Origin of the sequence: Paenibacillus sp. FSL H8-0537, assembly GCF_038051995.1 — a bacterium.
Lineage (GTDB): Bacteria > Bacillota > Bacilli > Paenibacillales > Paenibacillaceae > Pristimantibacillus.
The window spans coordinates 2644218-2664333 of record NZ_CP150290.1 but is presented as its reverse complement, the minus strand read 5'-3'; the positions used below and the strand labels follow the sequence as shown (position 1 = coordinate 2664333).

20 protein-coding genes and 1 other annotated feature are annotated in these 20116 nt (G+C 49.6%); of the genes, 1 reads left to right on the top strand and 19 read right to left on the bottom strand.

Annotated elements, in window-relative coordinates:
• Positions 1–103 precede the first annotated feature (103 nt).
• The 3 genes from MHB80_RS11160 to lspA form a co-directional block, all read right to left on the bottom strand.
• Complete coding sequence (locus MHB80_RS11160) at positions 104–1339, bottom strand: LL-diaminopimelate aminotransferase (protein WP_341282201.1); 1236 nt, start codon at positions 1337–1339, stop codon at positions 104–106.
• 126 nt (positions 1340–1465) lie between these two features.
• Positions 1466–2401 carry an RluA family pseudouridine synthase gene (locus MHB80_RS11155; RefSeq protein ID WP_341282936.1) on the bottom strand — a complete coding sequence of 312 codons (936 nt, stop codon included), beginning with the start codon at positions 2399–2401 and terminating at the stop codon, positions 1466–1468.
• Positions 2402–2423: 22 nt separating this feature from the next.
• On the bottom strand, positions 2424–2948 hold the full coding sequence (gene lspA / locus MHB80_RS11150; RefSeq protein ID WP_341282200.1) for a signal peptidase II: 525 nt from the start codon (positions 2946–2948) through the stop codon (positions 2424–2426).
• A gap of 146 nt (positions 2949–3094) precedes the next feature.
• Here lspA and MHB80_RS11145 point away from each other — a divergent pair, with 146 nt between their 5' ends.
• Positions 3095–3811, top strand: coding sequence for a TraR/DksA C4-type zinc finger protein (locus tag MHB80_RS11145; RefSeq protein ID WP_341282199.1), 717 nt, complete (start codon positions 3095–3097; stop codon positions 3809–3811).
• A gap of 115 nt (positions 3812–3926) precedes the next feature.
• Here the strand turns inward: MHB80_RS11145 and MHB80_RS11140 are convergent, their stop codons facing one another.
• The 16 genes from MHB80_RS11140 to murA form a co-directional block, all read right to left on the bottom strand.
• Positions 3927–4274 carry a DUF5665 domain-containing protein gene (locus tag MHB80_RS11140; protein WP_341282198.1) on the bottom strand — a complete coding sequence of 116 codons (348 nt, stop codon included), beginning with the start codon at positions 4272–4274 and terminating at the stop codon, positions 3927–3929.
• Between the two features lie 158 nt (positions 4275–4432).
• Positions 4433–7522, bottom strand: a complete 3090-nt coding sequence (ileS, locus tag MHB80_RS11135; RefSeq protein ID WP_341282197.1) for an isoleucine--tRNA ligase — start codon at positions 7520–7522, stop codon at positions 4433–4435.
• 42 nt (positions 7523–7564) lie between these two features.
• Positions 7565–7865 (bottom strand) — a binding site (T-box leader).
• 68 nt (positions 7866–7933) lie between these two features.
• Complete coding sequence (locus MHB80_RS11130) at positions 7934–8431, bottom strand: DivIVA domain-containing protein (RefSeq protein ID WP_341282196.1); 498 nt, start codon at positions 8429–8431, stop codon at positions 7934–7936.
• A gap of 87 nt (positions 8432–8518) precedes the next feature.
• Positions 8519–9307 (bottom strand): YlmH/Sll1252 family protein, encoded by a 789-nt coding sequence (locus MHB80_RS11125; RefSeq protein ID WP_341282195.1) that lies wholly within the window; start codon positions 9305–9307, stop codon positions 8519–8521.
• Positions 9308–9334: 27 nt separating this feature from the next.
• On the bottom strand, positions 9335–9583 hold the full coding sequence (locus MHB80_RS11120; RefSeq protein ID WP_046230427.1) for a YggT family protein: 249 nt from the start codon (positions 9581–9583) through the stop codon (positions 9335–9337).
• A 34-nt stretch (positions 9584–9617) separates the two neighbouring features.
• Positions 9618–10073, bottom strand: coding sequence for a cell division protein SepF (gene sepF / locus MHB80_RS11115; protein WP_341282194.1), 456 nt, complete (start codon positions 10071–10073; stop codon positions 9618–9620).
• A gap of 3 nt (positions 10074–10076) precedes the next feature.
• Positions 10077–10793: a YggS family pyridoxal phosphate-dependent enzyme gene (locus MHB80_RS11110; protein WP_341282193.1), complete on the bottom strand. Its 717-nt coding sequence runs from the start codon at positions 10791–10793 to the stop codon at positions 10077–10079.
• Between the two features lie 5 nt (positions 10794–10798).
• The gene (gene pgeF / locus MHB80_RS11105; protein WP_341282192.1) at positions 10799–11653 is read right to left on the bottom strand and encodes a peptidoglycan editing factor PgeF; all 855 of its coding nucleotides are present in this window, start codon (positions 11651–11653) and stop codon (positions 10799–10801) included.
• A gap of 33 nt (positions 11654–11686) precedes the next feature.
• On the bottom strand, positions 11687–11965 hold the full coding sequence (locus tag MHB80_RS11100) for a YlmC/YmxH family sporulation protein (protein ID WP_046230423.1): 279 nt from the start codon (positions 11963–11965) through the stop codon (positions 11687–11689).
• Between the two features lie 306 nt (positions 11966–12271).
• Positions 12272–13054 carry an RNA polymerase sporulation sigma factor SigG gene (gene sigG / locus MHB80_RS11095; protein ID WP_338555683.1) on the bottom strand — a complete coding sequence of 261 codons (783 nt, stop codon included), beginning with the start codon at positions 13052–13054 and terminating at the stop codon, positions 12272–12274.
• Between the two features lie 102 nt (positions 13055–13156).
• Entirely contained in the window at positions 13157–13879 is a 723-nt protein-coding gene (gene sigE, locus MHB80_RS11090; RefSeq protein ID WP_046230421.1) for an RNA polymerase sporulation sigma factor SigE, read from the bottom strand.
• A gap of 5 nt (positions 13880–13884) precedes the next feature.
• Positions 13885–14889, bottom strand: a complete 1005-nt coding sequence (gene spoIIGA / locus MHB80_RS11085; protein WP_341282191.1) for a sigma-E processing peptidase SpoIIGA — start codon at positions 14887–14889, stop codon at positions 13885–13887.
• A 347-nt stretch (positions 14890–15236) separates the two neighbouring features.
• Positions 15237–16370: a cell division protein FtsZ gene (gene ftsZ / locus MHB80_RS11080; protein WP_046230419.1), complete on the bottom strand. Its 1134-nt coding sequence runs from the start codon at positions 16368–16370 to the stop codon at positions 15237–15239.
• Between the two features lie 16 nt (positions 16371–16386).
• Complete coding sequence (gene ftsA, locus MHB80_RS11075) at positions 16387–17634, bottom strand: cell division protein FtsA (RefSeq protein ID WP_341282190.1); 1248 nt, start codon at positions 17632–17634, stop codon at positions 16387–16389.
• Between the two features lie 355 nt (positions 17635–17989).
• Positions 17990–18739, bottom strand: coding sequence for an FtsQ-type POTRA domain-containing protein (locus MHB80_RS11070; RefSeq protein ID WP_341282189.1), 750 nt, complete (start codon positions 18737–18739; stop codon positions 17990–17992).
• An 84-nt stretch (positions 18740–18823) separates the two neighbouring features.
• Complete coding sequence (gene murA / locus MHB80_RS11065; protein WP_341282188.1) at positions 18824–20101, bottom strand: UDP-N-acetylglucosamine 1-carboxyvinyltransferase; 1278 nt, start codon at positions 20099–20101, stop codon at positions 18824–18826.
• Between the last annotated feature and the right edge of the window lie 15 nt (positions 20102–20116).

The window sequence follows — 20116 nt, the reverse complement described above, 5'->3', positions numbered from 1 at the left end:
AAATAAGAACTAGCCGTATCAACGCTTATTATTAAAAAAACTCCACAACCTGAGGTTGCGAAGCTTTTTTGTTTTATCGCATATCTTATGCAAGCCGCTTGGCTTACAGCGACATTTTGCGAATACGCTCAACCGCTTTTTCCGTGTTCTCGCGGCTGCCGAAGGCAGTCAGGCGGAAGTAGCCTTGGCCGCTTTGTCCAAAGCCGACGCCTGGCGTACCCACGATGTTCGCTTCCGAAAGCAGCTTATCGAAAAATGCCCATGAATCAAGGCCGTTTGGCGTTTTGAGCCAAATGTAAGGCGCATTTACGCCACCAAATACTTCTAGGCCGAGCGAAGCAAGACCGTCGCGAATAATTTTCGCATTCGCCATGTAGTAGTCAACAAGCGCTTTAATCTGCTCTTTGCCTTCTGGCGAGTAGATCGCTGCTGCGCCGCGCTGAGTAACGTAAGACACACCGTTGAACTTCGTTGTGTGACGACGGTTCCACAGATCATTAATCAATACTTCCTTGCCGTTGTCATCGAAGCCTTTCAGCTCGCGAGGAACGACGGTGTAGGCACAACGAACGCCTGTGAAGCCTGCCGTTTTGGAGAAGCTGCGGAATTCGATGGCGACTTCCTTCGCGCCTTCGATTTCATAAATGCTATGCGGCACATCCGATTCTTGGATGAAGGCTTCATAAGCTGAATCGTAAAGAATGATGCAGTTGTTGCTTTTCGCATAATCAACCCATTTTTGCAATTCCTCGCGGGAAAGCGTCATGCCCGTCGGGTTGTTCGGGTAACAAAGGTAAATCAGATCCACCTTGCGGTCTGGCAGGCTTGGCGTGAAGTTGTTTTCCGCCGTGCATTCCAGGTAAACGATATTTTCATAACGCTTCGTATCGGTATTGTATTTGCCGGAGCGTCCAGCCATAACATTCGTATCCACATAAACCGGATAAACCGGATCTTGAACTGCGACAATGCTGTTTTGGCTAAAAATCTCCTGAATGTTGCCGACGTCGCATTTCGAGCCATCGCTCAGAAAGACTTCGTTCGTTTGAATATCGACGCCGCGTGCTTTGTAATCATTCTCGATAACCGCATTAATCAAGAAATCATACCCTTGCTCCGGGCCATAGCCGCGGAATGAACCAGGTACAGCCAGCTCGTCCACTGCTTCATGCATCGCTTTAACAACCGCTTCCGGCAAACCCCGCGTAACGTCGCCAATCCCTAAGCTGATAATTTCAGCATTTGGATTTTCTTTAATAAACTGTGTACGGCGTTTCGCAATTTCAGAGAATAAATAGCTGCCTTGCAGCTCCTGGTAATTATGATTAATGTTCGTCATTATTTATCACCAATCCTTTAACTACTAGAATAGCTTACTTTTCCCTGAGACTTAATAAAGGATTTGCCCAAAAGTTTGTATTTTTGCGCTACTGCAAAGCTGCACACCTGCCAACCTGTCTTCGATTTAACGACCGCGAAGCACGTTCAATACATGGTTCATATCGCCAGGAATCGGCGCTTCGAAATGCATGAGCTCACCTGTGCGCGGGTGCTTAAAGCCAAGCACGGCAGCATGCAAGGCTTGCCCCTTGAGCGCGACCGTTTTATTGCGTCCATACATCGGATCGCCTGCCAGCGGATAGCCAATATATTTTAGATGCACGCGGATTTGATGCGTGCGCCCTGTTTCCAGCTGAAGCTCCACTAGCGAATAGTCTTCCCCAATACGCTCGATAACCATGAAATGCGTGACCGAATGCTTGCTGTTGCGCTCCGTGACCGTGAACATTTTACGATCATTCGTATCTCTGCCGATCGGCGCATCAATTGTGCCATGATCATGCGGCAAATTGCCATGCACCAAACCGATATATTTGCGCGTAATGGTGTGGTCCTTCAGCTGCGCAGCGAGCGAAGCATGAGCCAAATCATTTTTCGCAATCATCAGCAGTCCTGAAGTGTCCTTGTCAATACGATGGACGATGCCAGGGCGCAGTACACCGTTAATGCCCGACAAGTCTTTGCAATGATACATGAGCGCGTTGACAACGGTACCGGATGAATGACCCGGCGCAGGGTGAACGACTAGTCCACGCGGCTTATTAATGACGATGACGTCGCTATCCTCATAGACGATATCAAGCGGAATATTTTCAGGATCGATGACCGCCTCTTCCAGTTCTGGAATCGTAACGACGATAACATCGCCGGCAGCAACTTTATAATTTCTTTTGCCTATTTGTCCATTCACCGTAACCGCCTCAGCCTTAAGCCATTCCTGTACTTGCGTACGGGATATTGCAGGATCATCCATCGCTTCGGTTACGACTTTATCCAGACGTTCGCCAGCTTGATCCTCGTCAATGACAAACCCCATTTGTTCCTGTTCTTCCTGATCCATCTCTTGCTCTACCTCTTGTCCATCAAACGGTTTGCTGCTCATTCGGGTTAGACTCCTTATCCTCTTCACTTCTCATTTGATCCTGCTTCTCTTGTTTCGAGGTCAGCAAGGCATCAATCAATATCAGCACGACACCTACACAAATCGCCGAATCAGCGACATTAAAAATCGGGAATGAATAGCTGCCGAAATTAAACAACAGGAAATCGACAACTTCGCCGTACATCGCCCGGTCAAGAAAATTACCGAACGCTCCGCCAAGCACAAGTCCAAGACCTGTCAACAACCATACTTTGCCGAGTTTCCGAGTCGTTTGTATGTACCAGATAATCGCGGCTAAAATAACAATTGTAATGACGATAAAAAATAAACGCTGCTCCTGCAAGATACCAAAGGCAGCTCCCCTGTTGCGATGCGAAGTAATGTAAAAGAAATTGCCAATTACACTAATCAAATCACCCAGGTTCATCTTTGTCGCAATTATTTTCTTCGTTATAAAATCTACAACAAATACGAATAAAGCGATCCAGTAGTAGTAATAACGCATCTACTTTCTCCTTTCGTTGTGCATGCAAGGGCTATCCGTCTGCATAACATTCCGTCATATGTCCCAAGCTATTGTAGCATAGTCAATATGGAATGAGCCAGCCTCTGCGGCGCAGAGGACTAAATGAACAAAGGACGGTGCCTGCCATGCGGCTGCCTACGATGGAACAGCTTAGCGAGCTTCACGCTCGATTAATATCGGACAAGCAAGACATTGAACAACGACTTGAGCATAACGGGCATTATGGCCTTGATTCCGAGTGGAAAGCAAGCAACAGCGAGCTGTCAGCGGTGGACAATCATCCAGCAGATGCTGGAACCGATTTATTCGAGCGCAGCAAGGATATTGCCCTGCTGGAGCAGGAGGAGCTGCATTTGAACAGAATCGATGCGGCGCTGGAAGCTTTTCAAAACGGGACCTACGGTTCCTGCATCGTGTGCAAGGAGCCGATTCCTTATGAGCGGCTGGAGGCGATCCCCGATTGCTTATATTGTCTAGACCATGCCCCGCGTCAGGATCTAACTTATCATCGTCCTGTGGAGGAAGAAACAATCCAACTGCCTTACGGCTATTCCAGTGATAAAGCATACACGGGCTGGGCCGGCTTCGACGGTGAGGATGCTTGGCAAATTGTCGAGCAATGGGGCAACTCAGACTCCCCGGCCATGTCTGCTAATCGCGAGGCCACCGATTATGAGCATATTGGCTCTGCTTCAGAGGAAAATGAAGGTTTTGTGGAGCAGCTTGAAAGCTTCGTCGCCACCGATATAACCGGACGCCATGTGTCCATTATTCATAATTCACAATATAAGCGTTATATGGAAAGCAATGAAGGCGACCATCATTTGGAGCAGGACAGTTAAAGCCATTTCGCTAACGGACGGCACCTCCGTTATTTGTTCATAAAATGCCCCTGTTCTTGCCCTACTGGCGTTATGAATAAATAGCGGAGCGTTGGTCCGTGTATGTAACAGCTGCTTAGTAGTTTTTCCCTTCCAGCTGAATCTGAACGATGCGAACGATATCCGCAATATAGTCGCCGATAATCGGCAAATTGAGCGCCCCTAATATTTGCAATACATACAGAATCGTCGCTGCAAAAAAAGTGAAGCCAATCGCGATACCGACGCCTCTGGCCAATCCGGCAAGCACATTGCGCCATATGAGGCTAATCGGCCGATTGAGCAAATCTACATATTCTGCGATTTGCGTACGCTCCATTTCTGCCGCTATTTTGCTCAGCCTGCTATCCAGCTTGCTCAGCGTATGTTCAAGCGACTGCTCATCCTTCACTGAACGATTCGGCTTGCGCTCCTGCTCTTTCATCTCAGCATCCCTCCTAGGCATAAAATAAGGAAAAAACGAGCATAGGCTATGCTCGTTTTTTATTAGCTCCTTATACTATATCCTTAAACGCCTTTTTCTTATGCTGATTAAAAGAAGCTCGGCACAAAATTATTCGCGCCTACGCCTTCGCCTTCGTTTTAACCTTTGATCAAAATACCAATTTCCTTCTCGCCCAATTGGATCCGCTCGCTGCCTTCCAGCTCTTCATAGGAAACGCTGCTCAGCAGTACATTTTCCTCCAGCACATGGCTGAAAGCTTCAAGCGCTGCGCGCAGACCTTCATCGACGCTAAGCACCAGGTCAATGCGCTTCTCGATTGGCAGATCCAGCTTTTTGCGCGTATCTTGAACCGCACGGATCACTTCACGCACCCAGCCCTCTTGCTCCAGCTCAGGCGTAATGTCCGTGTTCAAGGCTACGGTAATGCCGCTGCCCGAGGCGGACGCAAAGCCGGATTTCGCTTGCTTCTCAACGAGAAGCTCCTCGACAGGAATGAACAGCTCCTCCGCATCCACCGCCATAGCGAGCGAGCCATGCGCTATAATGGCGCGCGTCTCGTCTGCCGTCAGCGATTTCAGATATGCCTGAATCGGACCAACGTTTTTGCCGTATTTTTTACCAGCGACTTTGAGGTTCAGCTTGAATGTAAAATCAACAAATCCGCTGTCGCTGTTTTGCACAACGATCGATTTGACATTGATTTCATCCTTCACGATTTCCTCATAGCCTGCTACGTCAAACTCACGGTCAAGGGACACGATCAGCTCAGACAGCGGCTGACGCGTCTTGATGCCCGTTTCGTTACGGACGTTGCGGGCAAGCTCGACGATTTGCTTCGCGCTTTCCATATCCTGCTCTAGCGTTAGGTCAATAGCGGACTCGTCGGCTGTAGGATAGTTTGCGAGATGGACGCTTTCTCCGCCGCCAAGGTTGCCATAGAGATCTTCCGCCAGCAGCGGCGCATATGGCGCAATGACGCGTGCCAGTGTCAGGAGCACATGACGCAGCGTTTGATAGGCATTGATCTTATCCTCGGTCAGTCCGCTGCCCCAGAAACGGTCACGGGAACGACGGATATACCAGTTGCTCAGCTCGTCAACGAAAATTTCAATCGCCTTCGCCGGATTCAGGAAGTCATTTCCGTCAAGGCCCTTCACAGTCGTCTTAATCAGGCTGTTCAGACGCGAGACGATCCAGCGATCCAGCTTATTCGCCGAATGACGCTCTTCATGCTTTTGGTGATCGAAGCCGTCGATGGTTGCATACAGCGCGTAGAAAGCATGCGTGTTGACAATGGTGTCAATGACTTTGGATTTTGCTTCGCCTACGATCGAACGCGAGAAGCGTTTGCTGTTCCACGGAGCGCTATCCGCAAGCAAGGCCCAACGGAAAGCATCCGTGCCGTACTCGTTGATAATTTCCCAAGGATCAATAACATTGCCTTTGGATTTGGACATTTTCTGACCATTTTCATCCAAAATATGTCCGGTCGAAATCACCGCTTTATACGGCGCTTTGCCGTTGTAGAGCGTCGATACCGCAAGCAGGCTGTAGAACCAGCCGCGCGTCTGATCGATGCCTTCGCAAATAATATCAGCCGGATACTGCTCAGCGAAACGCTCGGCATTTTCAAAAGGCACATGATGCTGAGCAAACGGCATCGAGCCGCTGTCGAACCATACATCAATCACTTCCGGCGTACGCGTCATGACTGCGCCTTCGGCAAACGGCGATTTCAGCTTGATTTCATCGACGTAAGGCTTATGCAGCTCAATGTCCTCCGGCACGTCGCCAACTGCACGCTCGCGCAGATCGGCAATGCTGCCAGGCGAATATTGCTTGCCTGTCGCTTCGCAAATCCATACGTTCAGCGGCGTTCCCCAATAACGGTTGCGGCTGATGTTCCAGTCCACTAGATCCTCAAGGAATTTGCCGAAGCGTCCATCGCGGATGTGGCCTGGGTACCAGTCTACCCCATTGTTGTTAGCGATCAGCTGATCTTTAACTGCTGTCGTCTCAATGAACCAGCTTTCTGTCGCGTAATACAATAGCGGCGATTTACAACGCCAGCAGAACGGATAGCTATGCTCGTAACGCTCTTTCGAGAACAGCAGCCCGCGCTCACTGAGCATTTTCACAATGTCAACATCGCAATCTTTGACGAAGCGTCCAGCGAGGTCCGTCACTTCATCGACATAACGGCCGGCATTGTTCACGACGTTCAGCATGCTGATGCCGTTCTGGCGTGCCACTCTGTAGTCATCCTCACCGTGAGCCGGCGCAATGTGTACGATACCTGTACCGCTCGTATCGCTTACGAAATCTCCAGCGATGACTTTATGTGCATTTTCTACGGCAACGTAGCTGAAAGGAGGCTCGTAGCTTTGGCCTACCAGCTCGGAGCCCTTAAGCGAGGACAGCACTTCGTGCTCCTCCTTAAATACGCTCTCCACCAGGTTTTGAGCGACGATAAATACTTCGCCGCCACTTGCTACACGGACGTATTCAAGCTCAGGATTGACAGCTAATGCTACGTTTGCTGGCAAGGTCCAAGGTGTTGTCGTCCATGCCAGTACAGATTCGCCGCTGCCAGCAAGCTTAAACTTGACAGTGGCGCTCAAATCTTTAACGTCCTCATAGCCCTGCGCAACCTCGTGGGAGCTTAGCGTCGTTTGGCAGCAAGGGCAATACGGGCTGACGCGGTGGCCGCGATACAGCAAGCCCTTGTTATGAATCGTCGAAAGAATATGCCATACACTTTCGATATATTCGTTTTTAAGCGTAATGTACGGGTTATCCAGATCTGTCCAATAAGCGATGCCCTCGGTCAGCTCACGCCACTGCTTCTCATATTCAAAGACGCTGTCCTTGCATTTTTTGATAAAAGCTTCTACGCCGTAATTCTCGATCTCCTGCTTGCCAGAAATGCCAAGCTGCTTCTCAACGCCAAGCTCAACAGGCAGGCCATGCGTATCCCAGCCCGCTTTGCGAACAACGCGGTAGCCGGACATCGTTTTGTAGCGGCAAATAAAATCTTTGATGACACGGCCCAGCACGTGGCCGATATGCGGCGCGCCGTTAGCGGTCGGAGGACCTTCATAAAATACGAAATTCGGCTTGCCCTCGCGGTTTTCAATCGATTTTTTGAACGTATCGTTATCCGCCCACTGCTTCAATACGCGAAGCTCGCGCGTTCTTGCTTTTTCCTTCACATCTACACGTTGCATCTTCAATTTCCTCCCGAAAAAAAAATAAAGCCCCGCCCCTGTAGAAGGGACGAGGCTTGCTCGCGTTACCACCCTTGTTCCGTCATCGTCGCTGCATAAGCAGCTTAAAAGACGGCACCTTTGGCGTGAATGCCTTAGCATCCACGGTCCTTGTAACGGAGGACAGACCGTCAGCCCTTACTCCTCGTACCTTACAGCCTTGAAACGCAGCTGGTCTGGCAAAGTTTCGGCGCCGCTTCTCGGAGAGGATATTCTGTAACCGCTTGAACGTCGTCTTGCAGCAAAGCAACGACTCTCTGGGGATCAAGCAACGCTACATACTCGTTCTCGTCAACGAAGTTTTACATCTGAACAATCATTAATCCTATTTATAGCGTATCGCTGACCTGTTGTCAATCAGCCTTGTGCGGATTAACCGCGGGAAAGCTGTTCCAGCTCCGGATGCTGGCCTGGATCAAGCGTTCTCCAATCGTCCTGGCTGAGCAGCTCCAGCTGCGCTTCTACAAGCGTACGGAACCGTGCACGGAAGATCGATGCCTGCTTCTTCAGCTCTTCAACCTCAACCGATACTTTGCGCGACTTGCTCAGCGAGTCATTAATAATGCGATCCGCATTTTTCTCCGCTTCCTTGATGATCAGCTGCGCTTCCTTCTTCGCATTGCTTCGAACCTCGTCAGCCGCCTCTTGTGCGACGATAATCGTCTTGCTCAGCGTCTCTTCGATGTTCGAGAAATGGTTCAGCTTCTCCTGCATATTAAGGATCTGGTTCTGCAGCTCCTTATTTTCGCGGATAATCGTTTCATAATCTTTAATGACCTGGTCAAGAAACTCATTGACCTCATCCTCGTCATAGCCGCGCAACCGGCGACCAAATTCCTTATTATGTATGTCCAATGGCGTTAACGGCATCGGCGCACCTCCTCGACTTATTTCCATACCGGAAAACATTTGCTGTGGAAAGGATTCGACAACCGCCAGCAAAATCCTGCATTAGGGCTAAATAAATTTGCCTACCTTCAGCCGAATTCTGCCTTTCTTCGTCACGCCATCCGCCTCCAAAACTTTAAATCGGCCCAGCCCTTTGATTGAAACGACATCGCCTTCACGCAATTGCTCGGACGGGTCCTCCACCGTTTTCCAGTTCACCCGGCATCTGCCGGCGCGGATAGGATCTACGATCTTTGTACGGCTGATTCGATGCACATCGCTCGCAATACCATCCACCCGCATCGAAGCTACTGTAAAGCTCATTTCCTGCAGCTCCGGCACCACTGGCAATAAAGAGGACAATGGAATAATTTCAGTCAATACACTCGCCCGGTGCACCTGCCTCAAATGAACGTTCAAATAATCCGCAATGTCTTCCGTCATCATAATGTGAGTGAAGGTTTCATGGACATGAATGTCCCCTACCCGGTCACGCTTTATGCCAAGGCCCAGCAAGGCGCCAAGATAGTCGCCATGATCGAGCTGCTGGCTTGTCCCGCCAGGGCCGCTGATCTGAACCTCCAGCACAGCGATACCGGCAAGCTCCTGATTCAGATCCCGATAATCTGGCCCAATAATCGCCCGGCGGCGCTCGGCCTCCGGATAGCCGCCATCAAGCCTCAGCTCCACATCCGGATGACGATTGACGAGGCTTTGCACGATTTGCGCCTGTCTCGGGTCCAAAAAATCGGTCCGCTTCAGCTCATGCTGCTGTGCGGACCGTTCCACCCATTCCCATGCCCGGTCAACGAATGGCTTCTCGTCCGGGTGGAAATGGTCATATATAGGTAATTTCATTGAAATTCCCTTCCTAACTTTTAAAATCTAGCCCGGCAGTATAAAGCCTACTACCGCAATGAGCCCCATTGCCACAAAACGAAGCGCAAAAATCGCTACGATTGGGGAAATATCGATCATGCCACCAATCGATGGAATGAAACGGCGGAAAATGCCTAAGTAAGGCTCAACCAGCTTGCCTAAAAATACGCCTATAAAGCTTTCGCGCGCATTCGGCAACCACGACATTAAAACATAACCAATAATCATAAAGCTGTAAATACTTTGAAGGTTCATAATGAACCCTGATACACTACTAAACAATCGGTGGTCACCTCATTTGGGAGTATTCATTGTCCTCTGCCATCATTTCCGTAATCGACCCTTGAATTTCAACCGAATCCGGCGTACATAGGAAAATGTTCGGGCCGAGCTTCGAAATATTGCCACCCAAAGCGTACACTGTACCGCTGAGGAAATCAACAATGCGAAGCGCCAAGTCTGTACGCACACGCTGCAGGTTCACAATGACGGCACGTCGCGAACGCAGATGATCGGCAATATCCTGCGCCTCATCGTAGGAGCGCGGCTCGCTCAAGATGACTCGTACATTTTTCTGCGAATGTATGCTTACAATGTTGTTGCCCTTTGTATTTTTACGTGCTTCGAACGGAGAGGTTTCAATTTCATGGTCTGGCTCCTCCGGCTGCGCGCTTCTTTCCCGTTCAATGATCTCTTCTTCCTCCTGCAAACCAAGAAAATTCATAAACTTATTCATAACGCCCATTCGTCATCCCTCTTTTCCCACAAGTATCGTTCCTAATCTAATCCACGTTGCGCCTTCTTCAATCGCGACCTCAAAGTCGTTTGACATGCCCATGGAAAGTTCCGTCAGCGGAGCGTTCAAAACCACTGCCCTATTCATCTTATCCCTCAGCTCCCGCAAGGCGCGGAATACGGGCCGGGTCTGCTCAGCTTCAGCCTCATAAGGCGCCATCGTCATTAAGCCAACGGGCTGTACATACTGAAAGCCTTTAATCGCTTCCAAAAGCTCCGGCAGCTGCTCCGGTTCAAGGCCATGCTTGGAGTCTTCGCCCGATACATTAACCTGAATCATACAGGGCACCTGCACGCCAAGCTGCGCTGCTCGCTTTTCAATCGCCTGTGCAAGTGACAAACGATCCAGCGAGTGAATGTATGTAAACTTCCCTATGACATCTTTAACCTTATTCGTCTGCAGCGAACCGATGAAATGCCAGATGGCTTGTCCATCGCCTCCTTCGGCTGTCTCGCCGCTAATCGCTTCCCACTTGGGCAGCGCGTCCTGAAAGCGGTTTTCGCCTAAATGGCGAAGCCCCTCGTCAAACGCCTGTACAGCGGTAGCGAGCGATACATATTTAGTCACCGCAATAACGTTCACATCCTCCGGCTTACGACCGCTTCTCTCGCACGCTGCATCGATCCGGCGCTGTACTTCTGCTATCCGCTCTGTTAATGAGCTCTCCAATTTCGTCACCTCTTTGCAATCCCAATCCAGCTGGCCATTCGTCCTGTTTTGCCGCCCTCCATCCGATGGGAGAAAAACAGATCTTGACGACAGCCAGTACACCACAGTGTTAATTCGATATGGATCGGCATAATTCCTGCTTTCATCATAATCTGACGGTTAATTTCTTTCAAGTCGACCATCGCCTTGCCATTTGGCAGCAGCTTCATCAACTTATTACGCGCTTCTTCGCCCTGCAAAGCGAATGTATCCAGCATAGGCTGCACCTTGCTCGTGACCGTTTGATCCACCTCATAACAGCAGCCGCCAATCGATGGGCCGATGGCTGCGCGCACATGCTCTGCTCTTGTGCCATATTGCGCGGCCATCGCCTCAAGCGTCACTTTGGCAATGTTCGCAGCAGTTCCTTTCCAGCCTGCATGGGCAAGCGCTACCGCCTGATGCTCCGGATCATAAAAATAAAGCGGTACGCAATCGGCATAAAAGGAGGCGAGCAAAATGCCCGGCACATCTGTCATCAGGGCATCGGTATCCGCAATCGCATCGCTGCGGGAATCCCTGCCCCGCCCAGCGTCCTGCTCGGTTACTTTATATACATCAGCGCCATGCACCTGCTCCGCGCAGGTCCACGCCTCGAAGGGAAAGCCGGCCGCAGCAGCAACCCGCTGGCGGTTAAGAACGACGTCTGGGTCGACATCGCCGACATGGAGCCCCATATTCAGCGTCGCCCAAGGAGCGGCGCTTACACCGCCATCGCGGCCGGTAAAACCGGCAGTCAGCTGTTTATTTTCATCCATCCAATTAGACAACAAAAAAAGCGAAGGATTCTTCGCTGAATGATTCCACTTAAAAGCTTCCATTCGGGTCATCACCTCTTTATGCAGTTTACCCTGTTATCCTCTGGCGTGCAAATCCTCTTCCTCCAGGCGCTGCTTCGTTTCATCCATGCGAACGAGCACAACATCTGCCCCGATTTTCACAATGTTGCGCCAAGGAATGACGACCTCGCCGCCAGGCCCGCCAAACAGCCCCATAAAGCGGCTATACTGCGGAATGACGATCGAATCGATACGTCCCTGCCGCAAATCCAGCTCCAAATCGGTAATATGTCCAAGCTTCTTGCCGTCCACAATATTAATGACATCCTTCGTCTGAAAATCAGATATTTTCATCTTCTGCTCACCACTTTTCCAGCGGGATGAATAACTTTTTCATGACCGGGCACCCTGCCTAGCCTAGCTATGCTGTCTCTTATATCAGTATATGTAAGACGCGCCCAAAATGTCCTCTTTCGCAAAATAACCGCCTTTAGCAGCGGCCAGCAGGCATAATCAGCTGCCTCTTCCCTTGCAAAAAGCGTTTAAAAGGCACTAAAAGGCAATTAAAAAGACCGGACACCATTGTCCGGCCTGTTTCCCAAAAGGCAAGCTGCGTGAAAATTAAGCCTTCACGCAGCCGTGCTTCTTTTTCACGAGCATTTATGTCTTAACATGCTTCTGCATTTGCTGGATTGCCGACTTTTCTAGGCGTGATACCTGAGCCTGCGAGATGCCGATTTCATCGGCGACCTCCATTTGCGTCTTGCCTTCGAAAAAGCGCATCGACAAAATCATTTTTTCCCGATTGTTCAGCTTATGCATCGCTTCGCGGAGCGCGATTTCCTCGATCCATGACACGTCTTTGTTTTTGTCGTCACTAATTTGATCCATCACATAAATCGGATCGCCGCCGTCATGGTAAATCGGCTCAAACAACGATACCGGGTCCTGGATCGCATCAAGCGCGAACACGACATCTTCCTTTGGAACATTCAGCATTTCGGAAATTTCAAAAATCGTCGGCTCGCGCGAATTTTGATTCGTCAGGCTGTCTCTGGCTTGCAGCGCTTTATAAGCGATATCCCGCAGGCTTCGCGATACGCGAATCGGGTTATTGTCGCGCAAATAACGGCGGATTTCCCCGATAATCATCGGGACGGCATAGGTGGAAAATTTGACGTTCTGGCCAAGATCAAAATTATCTATCGCCTTCATAAGTCCAATGCAGCCGACCTGGAACAAGTCGTCTACAAACTCTCCCCTATTGTTAAACCGTTGAATGACACTGAGCACAAGCCTCAGGTTGCCATTAACCAATTTCTCTCTGGCTGCCCACTCATTGCGGGTTTGCAAAGCGGTGAACAGCTCCCGCATTTCAACATTTGTCAGGACAGGCAGTTTCGCGGTATCCACTCCACAGATCTCGACTTTATTTCGTGCCAACGTGATTACCTCCCAAGGAGAAACATTAATGTTCATTATCTCCTCGGACGCCCGAAATATTCCTGTTTTGACCTCCGCTTTGCAACTCTATGGATTGCCCTTTTATACCATTTTGTTGAACTCCTTGCGCAGCCGCTTAATAATGCGTTTTTCCAAACGCGAAATATAAGATTGAGAGATACCGAGCAGATCGGCAACGTCCTTCTGTGTCTTCTCTTCCCCATCCGCAAGCCCGAAGCGCAGCTCCATAATGATGCGTTCACGCTCCGTCAGCTTGTCGAGCGCCTTATGCAGCAGCTTGCGATCGACCTGCTCCTCAATATTGCGGTAAATCGTATCATTTTCCGTTCCGAGCACATCCGACAGCAGCAGCTCATTGCCATCCCAATCAATATTCAGCGGCTCGTCAAAAGAGACCTCGGTACGCGTTTTATTATTGCGGCGCAAATACATGAGAATTTCATTTTCGATACACCGCGACGCATAGGTGGCCAGCTTGATTTTTTTCTCAGGATCAAAGGTGTTGACCGCTTTAATTAAGCCAATGGCGCCGATGGACACCAAATCCTCAATGTGAATGCCTGTATTTTCGAATTTGCGGGCAATGTATACGACAAGCCTCAGGTTGCGCTCAATGAGCATCGCCCGGATAGCCGTATCCCCAGAAGGCAGCTTGCCCAGCAAATATTCTTCTTCTTCCCGAGTCAAGGGAGGCGGCAGCGCTTCGCTTCCACCAATATAATAAATCTCTTCGCTTTTTAGTCCGAATAAAAATAAAGTCCGATAATAATATAACTGCAGAACCAATTTCCACTTGACGAGCATCCGGCCTATCCCTCCCCGATAATCGTAGTTTTTTCAGTCTCCTGTTTCACATCCGCTTGCGGGGTCTGCACAAGAGCGGGATGAATGATCGCCTGATACGAGCTGTCTGCTGTCAGCTTGCCGCCATCGAGCCCAATCAACACTTTTTTCGCCACATAAATGCAGCCATCCCGCTCTATTCGGACAAAATCCGGCTTTAGCGCCAGCATGAATTGCGAGCCGCGGTTGACGCCGCGGTAAGGAATGAGACGCAATCGATGCTGCCAAATAAAGATATCATCGCCCATGCCTGCTACCAGACGATCCACCTCGGCCTCACGAATGCTTTGCAGCCATAAAGGTGGCAATTCATTTTGCCAAAGAGCGGCTTCAACGACCATTACCGGAGTTCGTGACAACGGATCGTAGAGCTGATTGCCCGTATCAATCAATCCGATGCAGCGGAATTCCTGATTTTCAATATGAATACTTACATCGGCAAGATGAGTTTGCACCAACTCCCTTTCACGACGCTGCGTCAACACGGTGCGGTATATATACAGCCCGATACAAAACGCTGCAAATAAATAAATAAGGCTCATTTTCAGCTCAACATGCATGCTTCCATCGACAAAGGCAATCGTTCTCCATACTTCTCCCGAGCCCTGCATCAGCAAATAATAAATGCCGATGATCGCTCCTGCCGCCACAAAATTAACGGCATAAAAGGCTGCCGTCGTGCGAAGAAAATGCTGAGTCGACCCATAACCAAAGGCAATCCAAAGCATCAGCATCGAGATACCTAGCTTGACAACCAAGGTAAACAGGATCGACAGCACCGGAAACAGCATGAGTACGACGTAGCTGGCTCCAACACTTGCAGCGGCGAGCACGCGCCATGGCTTGGCACGAATGTTTCTCGCCCATGCTGTCGTCAGCAGCAGCCCGCCGTCCACTAGCAGCTCCCGCACAAACATGACATCGACATATACAGCCACAATCGTCACCTTCCCGCGAATTCCGTCCGCCAAGCTTGGTGCATGGCGCCGGTGAGAACGATTGAGACTAGTATATTAAAATCCTATTTCAAAGTCTGTCTAATCATGACGGGGTGAGCCATCTTTTTTTGTCGAGCGCGCGAATAAAAAACGGCAGGACAAGCGGTCGTTTGACAGCAGCAAAAATGTTTTGGACTAGCTCCTGCTTAGAACAAGGTGAAACGGCTGGCGCCATCCTCTGGCGGCGAGGCGCGTTTCAGTCTGAGAAATATAGGAAAGGATGGAAAACCATATCTTTCCTATATTTTAGAGAACGCAAAAAGCCCGCTCCCCAAGGATAACGGGAAAAGCGGACTTTGTTGCAAGCTATAAACCGCCATCTAGCGGTCGCTGCGTGGACGGTTTCGTAAAAAGGCTGGAATTTCAAGCTGATCGCTCGAAGTGCTGGCACCAAAAGGCTTGACAGACGATGTCGAAGCAGGCGCGGAGGTCGGACTTGCCGGCTGACGAGTCTCTGATTCTCCCTGCTGCTGCGGCGAGCGTCTAGCAGCCGGAGCGGCCTTGTGTTCAAAGCCAGTCGCAATGACGGTAACTTTGATTTCATCTTTCAAATTATCGTCAATAATGGCACCAAAAATCATATTCACTTCCGGATCGGAAGCGGAAATAACAATTTCAGCTGCTTCATTAACTTCATACAGGCTCAGGTTGCTGCCGCCTGTAATGTTCATAATAACGCCACGTGCACCATCAATGGACGTTTCCAGCAGCGGGCTCATAATCGCTTTCTTCGCCGCTTCTGCTGCACGGTTCTCACCGCTGGCTTCGCCGATTCCCATCAGTGCAGAGCCGCGCTCTGTCATAATCGTCTTAACGTCTGCGAAGTCAAGGTTGATCAGACCCGGTACTTGGATCAAATCGGAAATACCTTGCACCGCTTGACGAAGCACGTTATCCGCTTCACGGAACGCTTCCAGCATAGGCGTCTTCTTGTCAACAATTTCCAAAAGGCGGTCATTTGGGATAACGATCAGTGTATCCACTTTCTCTTTAAGCGCTTCTATGCCCATTTCCGCTTGTGCGGCGCGCTTGCGGCCTTCGAAGGTGAATGGACGGGTTACTACGCCTACAGTCAGCGCTCCGCATTCTCTTGCGATTTCGGCTATAACAGGCGCAGCGCCTGTGCCTGTGCCGCCGCCCATACCTGCGGTAACGAATACCATGTCCGAGCCTTTCAGCTGGTTGAGTGCGAGATCACGAGATTCTTCAGCCGCCTTCTTACCCACTTCCGGGTTAGCGCCCGCGCCAAGTCCACGTGTCAGCTTATCGCCGATTTGCAGCTTATGCTCGGATTTCGACAAATGCAGCGCCTGAGCATCCGTATTGACGGTAATAAAGTCAACACCTTTTACCCCATTTTCAATCATTCTGTTAACCGCATTGCTGCCGCCGCCGCCGACGCCGATTACTTTTATTTGAGCGAGCTGCTCCAATTCCATGTCGAATTCCAACATCATCAATTTCCCCCGATCAAATAAATTCATTAAACATATTTTTTATCCGTTCGAACATACCGGGTTTGGATGAAGCGGTGGAACCCGTTTTGCGGCTACTTGCGGCTTTTTTCACTGTGCTGGTCGTTCCGCGCGCTCCCATATATTTCGATACGTATTGAATCATTCCTACACCGCTGCTGTAAGCGGGATCGCGCACGCCAATATAATCCGGAAGTGCCACGCGTACGGTGGATTCAAGCTCTGCTTGAGCAAGCGCCAATGTGCCCGGCATTGTCACTGCTCCTCCAGTCAGCACATAGCTGCTGACCTTGTCATGATAACCAAGACGACGAACCTCTTGCTTGATCAGGCTGAAAATCTCCTGCATCCGAGGCTCGATAATGCTCGCCAAATCGACTTGAGAAAATTCCTTCTCTACATTGCTTCCCATACGGAGAACTTTGAACTTCACATCTTCCGCAGCATCGCCAATGTAGGAGCAGCCATATTTCAGCTTGATTTTCTCGGCTTGATCACTTTGGGTACGCAAACCGTAAGCGATATCGTTCGTTACGTATTCTCCGCCGATAGGAAGCGTAGCAGTCGCGGCAAGTCCGCCCTGCTCAAAAATCGTAATCGTACAGGAGCCTGCTCCGATATCCGCAAGTACAGTACCCATCATTTTCTCGTCTTTCGTCAGCGATATGACACCGGATGCCAATGACATCAATATGACGCCAGAAATGCGGAGCCCTGCTTTCTCCACACAGCGCATCAAATTATGTATCGCTGTCTTAGTACCGGTTACAATGGTGGCTTCCACTTCCAGACGCACGCCGATCATCCCCCGAGGATCGGATATGCCCTCCAGTCCGTCTACCAAATACTGCTTCGGCACTAAATTAATAATCTCGCGTTCAGGCGGCAAGGCTACTACTTTCGCAGCCTGCACAACTCTTTCAATATCTTCTTCGCCAATTTCACGGTCCTCATTGGATACGGCAACGACGCCATGATTGGTTTGCAAAGCAATATGATTGCCTTGAATACCTACATAGACGTCTGATATTTGAATACCTACCATTCGTTCCGCATGCTCAATCGCATTGCGAATCGACTGAACGGTCTGGTCGATATCTACAATAGCTCCTTTGCGAATACCCTCTGAGTCGGCAGATCCAACTCCAATAATATTAATGGCTCCGTTATTCACTTCGCCAATAATAGCACGAACTTTGGACGTACCGATGTCTAAACTGACGATGATGTCGTTGCTGCTCAACCCGCGGCACCTCCGTTTCAACTTATAAATTATACAGCTTGTATCAGTTTAATCACAAAACGCCTTTTTACATATTCAACGCAGTTAATAGTATCCCTCTTTTTAAGAGCACTATTTTTCTAACTCTATATGAATTTTAATTTCATCAAGGTGAAACGGTTGTCGCCATCCTTTGGCGGCGCGGCGCGTTTTCATTCCGAGAAATATAGAGAAAGGACGGGAATATCAGATCCTTTCCTATATTTAAAAGAATACTCATATGGTGTTTAAGCGCCAAGCATGTCGTTTTGCATTCTTTTAAAAAGTCCACCTATAAAATCTTATCACTGTTTTCTAAAAATGAGTAGTCTGTATTTCAACTGTCCTCTTCATTTTCTGGATCTGCCTTAATAAAAGAATCATAAGTATCCGCTAGCAGCAGGGTGATTTTTCCAGGCTCCTGTGTTTCAATGACCGCATTCATCGTTTCGATTTTCTCGCTCAGCAATGAAATGGCTGTTACTACCTCAAATTTCGTGCGCGTATAGATTTTGATGCGGTCAGGATACGCCTTGGATGGATATGGCATAATTTCGGATAAATCAGACAGCTGCTTCACCGGAATTTTGCCAAGCTGCTCCGCTAGCTCCACGCGGTAAACATCTCCCTGCTTCCACCCCGACAATACAGGCTTATTGACTAATAGCTCCTCATTGGCTGCAGGAAGCTCCGACCCGTTCGCCAGCAGTGCTGTCAAATTGCCATCGCTGAACAGCTCAAAGGCAACGACCGGATATTCCTCTACCGTAATCGTCACCTTCCCAGGGAAAGCTTTGTCCACGGTGACATTATTAATGGTCGGAATCGCTTTAACCGCTTCCTCGATCGTTGCCGACGTTGTACCAAAAAAAGCGTCGCCCACCGATATAGCGGCAGCCTGTCCAATTTCTGCAGTAGTTGTATAGGCAGTGCCTTCAATATGAATTTCCGAAATTTTGCTAATAGAAGAATTAAAAAACAGCACGGACAGCAAAATGATAAAAAGCAGCACAAGCACGCTAAGCAGCTTGCGATTGCCCTTTCGTTTGCCAACCGGTTTTTTAAGCACTGGCATCGGCGCGCTCATAACTTGTCCCTTCTTTCCCCAAAAACATCCGGTTCCCAAATAGCAGGAGCCGGGAGTTTCTATTCAGGCGCTTGTTCGCATACACTAGTTATTAGGAGCTTGAGGAACAGGAGAATTGCGAGAAATCCTTGCTCCCAGTCTGCTTAACATCGTCTCAATGCGATCATAACCCCGATCAATATGATGAATTTGCTCCACTACCGTCTTCCCTTGCGCAGCGAGGCCCGCGATTACAAGCGCTGCCCCTGCCCGCAAATCCGTTGCTTCCACCGTCGCTCCATAAAGACGCGGAACGCCCCGGATAAAAGCCGCATTCATATCAACCAGTATATCCGCACCCATTCGTGATAGTTCGTCAACATGCTTCAGCCTGCCTTCGAAAATCGTCTCCTTCATAATGCTCGTTCCGTCTGCAAGCGCCAGCAGCACCATCACTTGAGATTGCAGGTCGGTTGGAAAAGCAGGATATGGAGAAGTCACAATTCGTTCAATGGCTTTGGGGCGGGATGCACAGCTAACTTTTATTATATCATCGTGAGTGGTGATTTGAATACCTGACCGACGAAGCACGTGTATTAAGGAAGACAAGTGGGAGGGGCATGTATTCAGAAGAGTAATTTGACCGCGCGTCGCAGCAGCCGCAACCATTAAGGTGCCGGTTACAATTCGATCAGGAATGACCTTGTACTTACAGGGAGAAAGCGACTTTACGCCATTAATCGTAATAGTATCCGTACCAGCACCGATCATCTCGGCACCCATCGCATTCAGAAACCGCTGCAAATCCTGAATTTCCGGCTCGCGAGCAGCATTCGTAATCATCGTTCGCCCTTCTGCAAGCACCGCGGCCATCATCATATTTTCCGTCGCTCCGACACTAGGGAAGCTTAGATGAATATCGGCTCCTTTGAGACGGTCTGCCCGGCAAATGATACGATTGCCCGCTTCTTCAATATCGGCCCCGAGCGCCCGAAGTCCCTCCAGATGCAAATCAATTTTGCGCTGCCCAATTGCGCAGCCGCCAGGCTGATACACCTGCACTTCACCAAACCTCGCAAGAAGCGGCCCCATTAGAAAGATGGACGAGCGCATCTGCCCCATTAACTTTTCCGGCACATGGGAGAGATGCAAGCTTTCCGTGTTCAGCTGTACCGTATCGCCCTCATGTTCCGCATGACATCCGAGTTCCCGCAGTATGCTGAGCATGACGTCGATATCCAGCAGCTTGGGCACATGCTCCAGCGTCGTTTCGCCTTCGGCCAATAAGCTGGCTGCCAATATTGGCAAAGCGGCATTTTTCGCTCCTTGGATAACCATGGTTCCTGAGAGTGGTTTCCCGCCTTCAATCACCAATTTGTCCAATGTCTCACCTCCGAA

Coding starts and splice junctions, on each gene's coding strand:
- MHB80_RS11160 (WP_341282201.1), bottom strand. CDS start 1,339: ATGACGAACATTAATCATAATTACCAGGAGCTGCAAGGCAGCTATTTA.
- MHB80_RS11155 (WP_341282936.1), bottom strand. CDS start 2,401: ATGGATCAGGAAGAACAGGAACAAATGGGGTTTGTCATTGACGAGGAT.
- lspA (WP_341282200.1), bottom strand. CDS start 2,948: ATGCGTTATTACTACTACTGGATCGCTTTATTCGTATTTGTTGTAGAT.
- MHB80_RS11145 (WP_341282199.1), top strand. CDS start 3,095: ATGCGGCTGCCTACGATGGAACAGCTTAGCGAGCTTCACGCTCGATTA.
- MHB80_RS11140 (WP_341282198.1), bottom strand. CDS start 4,274: ATGAAAGAGCAGGAGCGCAAGCCGAATCGTTCAGTGAAGGATGAGCAG.
- ileS (WP_341282197.1), bottom strand. CDS start 7,522: ATGCAACGTGTAGATGTGAAGGAAAAAGCAAGAACGCGCGAGCTTCGC.
- MHB80_RS11130 (WP_341282196.1), bottom strand. CDS start 8,431: ATGCCGTTAACGCCATTGGACATACATAATAAGGAATTTGGTCGCCGG.
- MHB80_RS11125 (WP_341282195.1), bottom strand. CDS start 9,307: ATGAAATTACCTATATATGACCATTTCCACCCGGACGAGAAGCCATTC.
- MHB80_RS11120 (WP_046230427.1), bottom strand. CDS start 9,583: ATGAACCTTCAAAGTATTTACAGCTTTATGATTATTGGTTATGTTTTA.
- sepF (WP_341282194.1), bottom strand. CDS start 10,073: ATGGGCGTTATGAATAAGTTTATGAATTTTCTTGGTTTGCAGGAGGAA.
- pgeF (WP_341282192.1), bottom strand. CDS start 11,653: ATGGAAGCTTTTAAGTGGAATCATTCAGCGAAGAATCCTTCGCTTTTT.
- MHB80_RS11100 (WP_046230423.1), bottom strand. CDS start 11,965: ATGAAAATATCTGATTTTCAGACGAAGGATGTCATTAATATTGTGGAC.
- sigE (WP_046230421.1), bottom strand. CDS start 13,879: ATGCTCGTCAAGTGGAAATTGGTTCTGCAGTTATATTATTATCGGACT.
- ftsZ (WP_046230419.1), bottom strand. CDS start 16,370: ATGTTGGAATTCGACATGGAATTGGAGCAGCTCGCTCAAATAAAAGTA.
- MHB80_RS11070 (WP_341282189.1), bottom strand. CDS start 18,739: ATGAGCGCGCCGATGCCAGTGCTTAAAAAACCGGTTGGCAAACGAAAG.